This window comes from Sulfitobacter sediminivivens (assembly GCF_042611115.2).
GTDB lineage: Bacteria > Pseudomonadota > Alphaproteobacteria > Rhodobacterales > Rhodobacteraceae > Sulfitobacter > Sulfitobacter sediminivivens.
In genome coordinates this window covers 133,154-142,729 of record NZ_JBHGAR020000011.1, presented here as the reverse complement: position 1 = coordinate 142,729, position 9,576 = coordinate 133,154, and the positions used below count along the sequence as shown (strand labels likewise).

9 protein-coding genes are annotated in these 9,576 nt (G+C 56.5%); 4 read left to right on the top strand and 5 right to left on the bottom strand.

Annotated features, from left to right (window positions below; translation table 11 throughout):
- Nucleotides 1–17: 17 nt before the first annotated feature.
- Complete coding sequence (locus ACEWL3_RS12945; RefSeq protein WP_386182771.1) at nucleotides 18–902, bottom strand: LysR family transcriptional regulator; 885 nt, start codon at nucleotides 900–902, stop codon at nucleotides 18–20.
- A gap of 218 nt (nucleotides 903–1,120) precedes the next feature.
- On the opposite strand from ACEWL3_RS12945, the gene dctP reads away from it, so the two are divergent.
- The 4 genes from dctP to ACEWL3_RS12925 all read left to right on the top strand — a co-directional run bounded on the left by dctP (nucleotide 1,121) and on the right by ACEWL3_RS12925 (nucleotide 4,751).
- Nucleotides 1,121–2,116 (top strand): TRAP transporter substrate-binding protein DctP, encoded by a 996-nt coding sequence (dctP, locus tag ACEWL3_RS12940; RefSeq protein WP_386182769.1) that lies wholly within the window; start codon nucleotides 1,121–1,123, stop codon nucleotides 2,114–2,116.
- Between the two features lie 72 nt (nucleotides 2,117–2,188).
- Nucleotides 2,189–2,698: a TRAP transporter small permease gene (locus ACEWL3_RS12935; RefSeq protein WP_386182767.1), complete on the top strand. Its 510-nt coding sequence runs from the start codon at nucleotides 2,189–2,191 to the stop codon at nucleotides 2,696–2,698.
- A complete protein-coding gene (locus ACEWL3_RS12930; protein ID WP_114878080.1) occupies nucleotides 2,698–3,999 on the top strand; it encodes a TRAP transporter large permease in 1,302 nt (433 codons plus the stop codon). Before ACEWL3_RS12935 ends, ACEWL3_RS12930 begins: the two co-directional genes overlap by 1 nt.
- The gene (locus ACEWL3_RS12925) at nucleotides 3,999–4,751 is read left to right on the top strand and encodes an alpha/beta fold hydrolase (RefSeq protein ID WP_386182765.1); all 753 of its coding nucleotides are present in this window, start codon (nucleotides 3,999–4,001) and stop codon (nucleotides 4,749–4,751) included. The genes ACEWL3_RS12930 and ACEWL3_RS12925 overlap by 1 nt, the downstream gene beginning before the upstream one ends.
- 106 nt (nucleotides 4,752–4,857) lie before the next feature.
- Here ACEWL3_RS12925 and ACEWL3_RS12920 read toward each other — a convergent pair whose 3' ends face one another.
- From ACEWL3_RS12920 to ACEWL3_RS12905, 4 genes are all read right to left on the bottom strand, one after another.
- Entirely contained in the window at nucleotides 4,858–5,073 is a 216-nt protein-coding gene (locus ACEWL3_RS12920; protein WP_386182763.1) for a hypothetical protein, read from the bottom strand.
- 2 nt (nucleotides 5,074–5,075) lie between these two features.
- The gene (locus ACEWL3_RS12915) at nucleotides 5,076–5,222 is read right to left on the bottom strand and encodes a hypothetical protein (protein WP_386182761.1); all 147 of its coding nucleotides are present in this window, start codon (nucleotides 5,220–5,222) and stop codon (nucleotides 5,076–5,078) included.
- A gap of 158 nt (nucleotides 5,223–5,380) precedes the next feature.
- Entirely contained in the window at nucleotides 5,381–5,893 is a 513-nt protein-coding gene (locus ACEWL3_RS12910) for a hypothetical protein (protein ID WP_386182759.1), read from the bottom strand.
- Between the two features lie 385 nt (nucleotides 5,894–6,278).
- Entirely contained in the window at nucleotides 6,279–9,323 is a 3,045-nt protein-coding gene (locus ACEWL3_RS12905; RefSeq protein WP_386182757.1) for a Hint domain-containing protein, read from the bottom strand.
- Nucleotides 9,324–9,576 lie beyond the last annotated feature (253 nt).

The window sequence follows — 9,576 nt, the reverse complement described above, 5'->3', positions numbered from 1 at the left end:
CTTGCTTTCGACAGGCGTCACAAGGCATCCCACACCTGCCGCCCGATTTTGTCGAGCCGATCATGTGAGCAGAAAAGCGACAACGTGAGCGTCGCCTGCCAGGCCTCGCCCCCGACCGGGGTCACCAGCCCTGCTGCCAACTCCTCGGCCACCACGCTTTCTGGCAGCCATGCAACGCCACTGCCCGATAACATCCTGCGTTTGATCGCTTCGGTCAGCGCATCCATGTACCTTAGTGCAAGGGGGGGCGTGCGCGCACCGATCGTCTGCTCGACCACGGCACCAAGGAAACTGCTGGGATCATAGCCTAGGTAGGGAATTGCATCGCGCCCGGAATCGTCAAGGTCCCAACCATTCGAACGCGCCGCATTCATTTGCGCGACAGGGATCATTTGTTCGGTGCCGATGTCCTTGCGGGCGAATTGCTTTTCTTCGAATACGGGCTGTACGTCCTTGTGTCGATAATACAGCAAAAAATCGCAGGTCCCCTCGGACAGCAGCTGGCAACAGGTCCGAAGGTTGTCTGAATAGACCCGCACCCGCAGGTTCGGGATGAGATCTTCGAATTCCTTAATCCGCCTGGTCAGATAATTGACAGAAATGGTGTGCAGCACGGCAAACCGCTGAAAGGCTGTGACACCACGTTCCTGGGCACGCAGGGTTTGCCGTATGTCGGACAGGTTCGAAAGCGATTCCAGTGCAACAGGCAAAAATTGCTGGCCCGCCTCTGACAGTTGGACAGGATAGCTTGACCGCTGGATCAGCGGCACCCCCAGCCAGTTTTCCAACGACTTAATGCGCCGGCTGAACGCAGACTGCGTGATGTTCCGCTCTTCGGCGGCACGGGTGAAATTCAGCGTGCGCGCCAAACACGCGAAGTCGCCCAACCAGTTTATGTCCATTTCTGCGCCTCCCAGAACCTCAGTAGTCCATGATTTGTAACAACTATGCAATAATCGCATGATTTGATGTGCTATTTGAGTTGGCTTTTTTCCGGGCCCGCCGCGTAGCATTGAAGTTAGGCATTCTGGGTTCGGCTCTGCGCAGCCGGTCAGACAGCTGAAGGTCGGGCCGGGGAGGAAACCGTAAGGCGCGCCTGAATTTTTTTTGGGAGGAAACCATGACTATATCTTTGAAATCAACGACGGCCATTGCTGCTGTATTGGCTGTCGGCATGACGGCAGGCACAGCAACCGCCGAAACAACCTTGCGTCTCAGCACCTACGTCAACGAGTCCGACATCCGTTACGAAGGCTTTACACATTTTGCCGACCTTGTTGCCGAAAAAACCGGTGGTTCCGTGAAGGTCGAAATCTTTCCGTCTGGCACGCTGCATGGCTGGTCTGAAGGTGTAGACTCCGTTCAGGGGGGCGTTTCCGACATCAGCTGGATCAATGCGGACAACCGGCTGCCCTGCTATGCTGTCACCTCGCTTTATCCGGCTGAAGTCAGCCTCGAAAACCAAACCGGTCTTGATGCGGCCTATGCTGAACTGATCCGTGACGAAGCCGCGAACGCAGGCCTTACACCGCTCTTCAACTCCAACTACTCTTACGATCAGGAGTGGTGGTTCGAAGAAGGCATTGATGACATTGGCAACCTTGACGGCAAGCTTGTCCGCTCAATCGGGCCGCTGGTCAGCATGATGATCGAAACATGGGGCGGTGAGCCGGTGTTTGTGGCACCCAAAGAGGTGTTTCAGTCAGCCGAACGGGGTGTTGTTGACGGCATCAACATGGGTGTCGCGACCTACAGCTCCTGGAAGCTGTGGACAGTGATGCCTTATATGGTCAATGCGAACCTGTTTTATGGCAACATTCAGTACATGATCAACAAGGACAAGTTCGATGCGCTGACCGCAGAAGAGCAAACAGCGCTGACAGCCGCTGCGTCCGAAACCGAAGTCTGGCTGCAGCCACGTTATGAGGCATGGGTCGATCAGCAGGTTGGCAACGCGGTCATGCAGGGCGGTGGTGCCGCTGTGTCGATCCCGGATGACAAGCGCGCAGAGCTGATTGCGAGTGTTAAGCCGAAATGGGACGAGACCGTGAACGAGGCTTGTGGTGCCGAAATGGCGGACAGCATCCGGTCTCTTCTGGCCAGTCACGCGCCCTAAACACATCTCCCGGCGGTGGTCCCTCTGGTTTGAGGGGCCGCCAACTTTTCATTTTTCAAAGTGAGGTATGTCATGGGTGATGGGTTTGATCGTCTGATTGGTACCGTTGAGCGTGCTGTTGTTTGGCTCGCTGGTCTTGGTGCCGTCATCGTGCTGGTGCAGATGTTATGGATTTCTTACGGCGTCTTTGTCCGCTACGGGCTTGGTAAACCTGATCGCATGGTGACCGAAGCAACCGCGTTGCTGCTTTTTCCTGTCGCATTTACCGGGCTTGCATTTGCGATGCGCGAAGATGCCTTTCCCAAAGTGACCATGTTGACCGACCGATTGCGACCCGGCCTGAGGCGTGCCTTTGACATCATAAACCACATCCTGATGCTCGGCGTCGGCAGCTTCTTTGCCTACGCCGGTGTAAGTGCCACAATCCGCGCGTTCAATTCGGGCGTCGCCTCAGAGATTTTGCATTGGCCGCGCTATTGGTTTTGGGCACCGGGTGCCTTTTCGCTGGTCATATTTTCCCTTTACACCGCGTTGCGTCTGATCCGTCTGATCCGCACGCCGGCCTCGTCAGGAGATCTATAATGGAATGGTACACTGTTGGTCTTGGCCTTCTTGGTCTCTTGATGCTTTTCATCACAATCGGCCTGCCGATCCCCTTTGCTCTGGCCGCTGCATCGCTTCCTTTTCTGTGGCAAATTCAGGGATGGAGCACCTCAATCGTCTCGTCCGAACTCAAACTTTGGGGGGTATGGATTGATTATATTCTGCTGGCGGTGCCGCTGTTTGTCTTTCTGGGCGAACTCATAGGCAAGTCGAATATCGGTCCGAACCTTTATCAATTCCTGCACCAAGGTGTGCGGATCAAGGGATCGGCCGCCTATGGCTCAATCGGTGCCAGCGCAGGGTTTGGCGCGGTCTGCGGATCGTCCATGGTCGGTGCCTTGACCATCGGCGGTGTGGCTCTGCCTGAAATGCTCAGGCTCGGGTATGGCAAACGTCTGTCGAGCGGTGTGCTGGCGGCAGGTGGCACGCTGTCAGTGCTTATTCCACCCAGCCTGATCCTGCTCTTTTACGGGATCGTAACAGATCAGAGCATCGGGGACTTGTTCATCGCGGGTGTCATCCCCGGCCTCATTCTGGTCTCAAGCTTTGTCGTCGTTGTTCTCATCTGGGGCATTCTGAAACCCGAGGATATTCCCGGCAGCGAAGACGCAACAAAGATGCCCCTGAGGATGATCATCAGCACCGTTGGTCCGGTTGTGCTGATCGGTCTTGTGATCACCGTTGCGATCTACGCAGGCATCGCCACACCAACAGAGGCAGCGGCCGTTGCCGCCTTGCTGACCGTTGTGCTGGCCTTTTGGGTCGGCGGGCTGACGTGGCAGGGGTTCATGGATTCCATTTTCGCCACCATGCGGACGATGGGGTATCTGGGTTTGCTGTTGTCAGCGGGTGTGTTGTTTGGATTTGTCCTGACCTACTACCGAGTGCCCCAGCAGTTCACCGAATTGTTCCTGTCCTATGAGCTGTCGGCGTTCACGGTTCTGGCCATCGTATTGGTATTCTACATCATCCTTGGCATGTTCCTCGAACCAGTTTCGATGACGTTTATCACGCTTCCGACGATCTATCCTTTGATGGATGCCGCCGGATTTGATCTGATCTGGTTCGGTGTGGTCTATACCATCACGATGGAGATCGCGGTGCTGACGCCACCGGTCGGGCTCAACCTCTATGTGATCCAAGCCATCAGTCGGGACGAGGTCACAATCGGTGACGTCATCATGGGTTGCCTGCCGTTCATTGGCGCGATGATCCTGCTGATCGCGATCCTGATCGTCTCTCCACAAGTGGCGTTGTGGCTGCCCGAGCAGATGCGCTGATGGCAAGCTTACCTTATCAGCGCGCAGGGTCCGGCCCCGTCCTTGTGCTGGTCCACGGTTATCTTGGTGGATCGGCGCAATGGCGGCGAGAGATCGCGTATTTCAGCGGCCAATTTGACGTGATTGCACCTGATCTGCCGGGCTTTGGCGCTGCTGCCGATTTGCCGGGCTGTGACACAATCGCGGGGATGGCCGGGGCGGTGTGCGGATTGCTGGACGATCTCGGCATCAAGGAATTTGTCCTGCTGGGTCACTCGATGGGCGGGATGATCGCCCAGCAGATTGCCGCAGATCGCCCCGACGCTGTGCTGAAGTTGGTGCTTTATGGCACCGGCCCCCTTGGTCTGATGCCTGACCGGTTTGAACCTATCGAAGTCTCGCGCGAACGGCTGCGTGACGACGGCGTCACAACCACGATCAAACGCATTGGGGCGACATGGCTTAAGGCTGGCAGCGATGCAGCGGGTTTCCCGCTTTTGGTCGAAATTGGCGCTCGGGCAAGTGAGCAGGCTGCGATGTCGGCACTTGAGGCCATGGCGAATTGGGACGGGCGCGCCGCGTTGTCCGGCCTGCCGATGCCCACTTTGGTAATATGGGGCGACTCCGATAAATCCTATCGCTGGCCTCAGGTACAATCACTTTGGACAAGCATCCCTGACGTGCAGCTTTCGGTCGTTCCCGGAACCGCCCATGCGCTTCATCTTGAAAAGCCGGACCTCTTCAATTCTCTGATCCAAGATTTTCTGGGGTAGCCAGGGCCATTTCTCTCTTCATTCGCCTGGTGTTATTTCGACAGCGCATCAGCTTTTCCACAGCGTTTGAGCGGGTCAAAAACCCGCGATTCACGGACTTTTCCAGCTAGGTATGACCTGATTGCGGCAGATATCCTCGGCATTGAACAACTCGTCCGAATGGCCCGGACACATGAACACAAATCACCGGCATGCTGGCGGGTCGATCTGGCAACGCCGGTAGAGCCGCATCGAACCAGCGGCCTAGGGTATCGTTGATTTGCCCGATGACGACCGGCGTGATGGTCAACTGCCCGATGGTGAAAGCTGTTGGGGGCAACATGCTCACTTGCCTGCCGCATCTCGGTACCTGCGCGCATAGGCTTCCCGGCTCTTTACAAACCAGACCGATTGTTCCGGCTGCCACCACAATTCTGCCAACGCTTCTGCCGGATAAACGCGGGCGATAAATGTTTGAATGTTTTGCGGCATGTGGCCAAATTGCGCCCAATGCGCAAGGGGTAACGCCCAAAGCATCCGCGTAAAGGGCGCTGCCTGTCGGGGCGTTCACCCAGTCAAACCAGTCCTGCGCCGGGCCGGGGTCGGCGTGGGCTGACATAACGAAGTTCTGAAGAGAGCAATTTGCGCCTTCAACCGGGGCGATTGTAGGAATGGTCAAAGGGGTAGGGCAACTGATCGAGAGCTTCCAATGCGCGACCAGCTGCGACAAATGCAGTGTCCTCGCGCATGGCCAAGCGACCTGCATAGGCTGGATCGAACAGGTCCATCAGGATGGCGCGGTTTGGGTCAAGCGGGGCAAGATCAGGATGGTGCCCGATACCCGCGCCGCCCCAGATATTCGGCGACCCCATTCGTTTGCCGTCAATGATGGTTTGCGCATCGGCGTGGAAAGCCGGATCTATGCGATTGTAGCCGATCCGACTTTCATCAAGTGCGCCGATCAATCCGCTGTTGACCCAACTGGCCAATCTGTCGGTGGTGGGGCAGGCCACGTCAAAGGCACGTGTTTGGGCAACCGCGTGCATCTCATCCTGATTGGGCACGCCATGGTAGGTTGCCGCAATTCCGGTATCATTTTGAAACCGATCAAATGCGATACTCAATCCGGATTCATAACCCGCCCATCCCAGAATTTTCAGCATACCTCAGGCCCGCTCCAGTAACCAACGCCCAAGCCAGTATGCTTTCTTTCTTCTGGGTTTGCTGTTGAATTCCGACTTTTGGGGATCGTTTCCCAGACGATTGGGCGACATATGTCGCGATCGAATTTACCCGCTGCGGACGCACCAAAAACACCCCAACCGATACTGTTAAGATCGGTTGGGGGGGCTCAGTCTGCGTGGGTTGAACGGTGCTATCCGATCACCGCAGCCTATCAAGACCCTGTGCCTCTGCGGAAGGTGCCCCAAGATCCGCCGAGAAAACCTGACTTCCATCACACTGTCTGAAAGAAGATATTTCAGCGCTGCATTGAGGCTTCCGAATGGTCCGTTTGCAGCAACAGAATTTATGGCGTGTTACCTTTGCCTACGCCTGACTAGCGTGCGCCTGTCCATAATTTGGCTGGCAGGGTTTTGGATTTACCTCCATCGCTCGCGGCCTGACCAAAAGGCTTTCTGCAATCAACTTCCGTACTTCGCGCCGTTTCAGGATAGGCAATGCACGCGCGCCATAGGCGTTTTCGACTGGCTTGGCAGCGAGGTCGGGCAGGAGGGCGAACAGGGTCATTCGGTTGAGTGCTGACATCGTTTTAAGAGCCATAGGGCCGGGGTAAAAGCTTTCGCTTGGGATGTCGTTGGAAATCAGGGTTGCATGCTGATCCAGAAGAACATGTGCATAGGTCACGCACCGACGCCCCCGTGCAAAAGAGGCCAGATGGGATTCCTCTGCGAGATGCTTTGCCCGCACGTAGAATGGCGTCGAAGTATCGTCGATGCGCAATAGGATGCAATGTTGTGGCGACACCAAAAGCGCCCGCCGGTTTCCCATGACGCCCGGTTTGATCCTGACCGGAAGCACGCCATCAGGCAAAGGAGCCTTTTCAACAGCCACTTCTGAGCAGGCGGTCCAGCGTACGGGCTGGTCTCCGTGTTCCAGTGTTGTAACCATGTCGCCCGGGCGCAGATCCTCTATTGCGATTTCGCCTGTTGGTGTCCTGATCATCGTTCCTGCGGTGAAACAGCTGATGCCCATCGCGAAAAACTGTTGTTGGCTGTCGACCTGCGAAGGTTGGATGCCAACCAGAGTGATGGTTTCCCCATTCGGGAAACTGAGAATTGCATCACCCGAACCATCACCAATGGTGTCGGTGATCACCGCATCATAATAGTTGACCGGACTGCCGCCGGCATTTGTCAGCCCGGACAGATCAAACTGATCCACGGTCGTACCATCGCCACTGTCGTTCAGGTCAAAGCCATAGATTGTGTCATTGCCATCGCCGTCGCTGAACACCACCAGATCGCGGTCCGTGTCGCCTTGCAGATCAATGTCGTCGTCGCCTGCGCCGCCCTCGACAGTGTCGGCACCTGAACCGGCGGAAAACCAGTCATCGCCGCCGCCGCCTGACAGGCTGTCATCCCCCGTACCGCCGTAAATGTCTTCGTTGCCGCTTCCGCCGGTGACCGTGTCGTTGCCCGCGCCGCCTTCCAGATTGCCGCCGCCCGCGCCGCCTTCGATAGAATCGTTGCCGTCGCCGCCGCGCAGGTCGTCCTGGCCCGAGCCCCCGATGATCGTATCGTCGCCGCCGCCGGAAAAGACATAGGAGTTGTTATCCGTGCGCCCAGACAGATCAAAAAGGTTGCCCTGATTGGTGCCGATAACTTCTTCGATCTCACTAAAGGAAATCGTATCGGTGCCATTCGTAATGGTCCCCGATTCTTCGCCCGTAAAGGTAACCGTGACAGGCCCCGTGAGGTTGTCCAGCCCGATGATATCATGGTCGGTACCACCTTCGCCGCCGACGATGGTGTCATTGCCAAACCCGTCCTCGACAATGAAACTGTCCTCATCGTCTCCGCCGTCCATGTAGTCGTCACCCGACCCGCCATCGATGGTATCTCTGCCAGCCCCGCCATAGATCTGATCATTACCCGCGCCGCCGTCAATAACGTCAGCAGAGGTATCGCTGTCACCGGGCAACGCATAGTCCGCATCCAGTCGCGCCGCAGTGACGTTGGTAAAGCTGGTATTGACCGTATCAAGAGATATACTTTGGATGGGTTTGCTGGTCAGCAGCGTGTTGTCGGCGTTGTCGGTCAACTCCGGCATCACGTACACTTCGCCGTCCGTGGTCTGGATCACAACAGCGGTGAAAATACCGCTGGTCGCATCGGTGAAAGTGACGGTCGCATTATAAACCACCGCTGAGTCGATCAGCTTGTCCTGACCCCCGATGTTGATCGTTTCGGGCGCGGCATCGTGATCGAGGTCTATACGTGTGTTGTCGTTGGTATCCGAGACAATTGCATTCTGGAGTGTTTTATAAAGCTCATTGCCCGCACCCCCATAAGACCCCAAAAGCGCGCCCGCGTTTTCATTGCCAAAGTTGCCTTCGTTGTCATCAATTGCGCCACCGGACCCGAGGTGGATGACGGTATAGCTGGTGCCGACGGCGTTTGACCCGCCCACGGATGTTGCGGGGTTCTCGCCGCCATAGATCGTGTCATCACCGTCATGGCCGTCGATGGTGTCAGATCCGGTGCCACCATAGATCAGGTCATTGCCGCCACCTGCGTAAATGCTGTCGTTGCCCGCGCCACCATCGATCGTGTCTTCCGAAAATGCGCCATTATCGGTGATGGAATCGTTGCCGTCGCCGCCAAAAATCAGATCGTCGCCACCTCCGCCTCCGATCGTGTCATCGCCCGCGCCACCGTCGATCGTGTCATCGCCGCCGCCTCCGGAAATGCTGTCCGCTCCGCTCCCGCCCGAAATCAGATCATTCCCGCCGCCAGAGTCGATGGTGTCATCGCCCGCACCCGCATCAACAGTATCATCGCCACCATAGGCGTTCATCTGGGTGCCATCCGCGTCGGTATAGCTGGTTCCCATATTATCATTGCCAGCGGTGCCATCGACCGTGCCGTCGATAAAGGCGTCCTGCTCGGTGGTGGCATAAACGCCGGAGTAACTGTCACCCGCAATGGAATCGAGTCTCATCGATTCTATTGGCTTGGCACCCAAGGCCGGGTTGAATCCACTACCCGCAGTAAACGGAGCCATAAAGACGCGGCCGGAAACATCCTGCAGCAGCACGATTCGCGTCGTCGCCGTGGTGCCATCGACATAGGTGATTGTCACGTTGTACTCGATGACACTGTCGAGCGTGGAAGCAACACCGCCAAAAATCAGGTTTTCGCCTGCCTGCCCGTTGTCGTTTTCCGCGATAGCGCCATCGTTATTGGCATCATTCGTCGTCAGGCTATCGATGCTGTCATAAAGCGGCGCTTCTGACCCGCCAAAGGTCAGGCCAAGCAGCGAGCTGGAATTCTCTGACTGGAAATTGCCTTCGTTCGGGTCGAGATCGGAAAAAACGCCCAGATAGAATGCTTCGAATGTGTTTGTCGCCATTGGACTGTGATCTCACCGCTAAAGTCTTGGCCGACCCATGGATCAGCAGCCGCAGCCGTATTTACGGAAGGCGGCTTGAGCCTCGCATCAACGTGTTGCTGGTGAGGATTTAGGTGCTGTCAGGTGAATGACTCGTTAAGGATAAGATTGTCCATAAACCGGCAATCGCTCCAATTTCCGCGGCGATACTCCCGCATCTGAACCTTTCAATAGGGGGAGGGCATCGGGCCTCCGACAGACCCGATCATGCGGT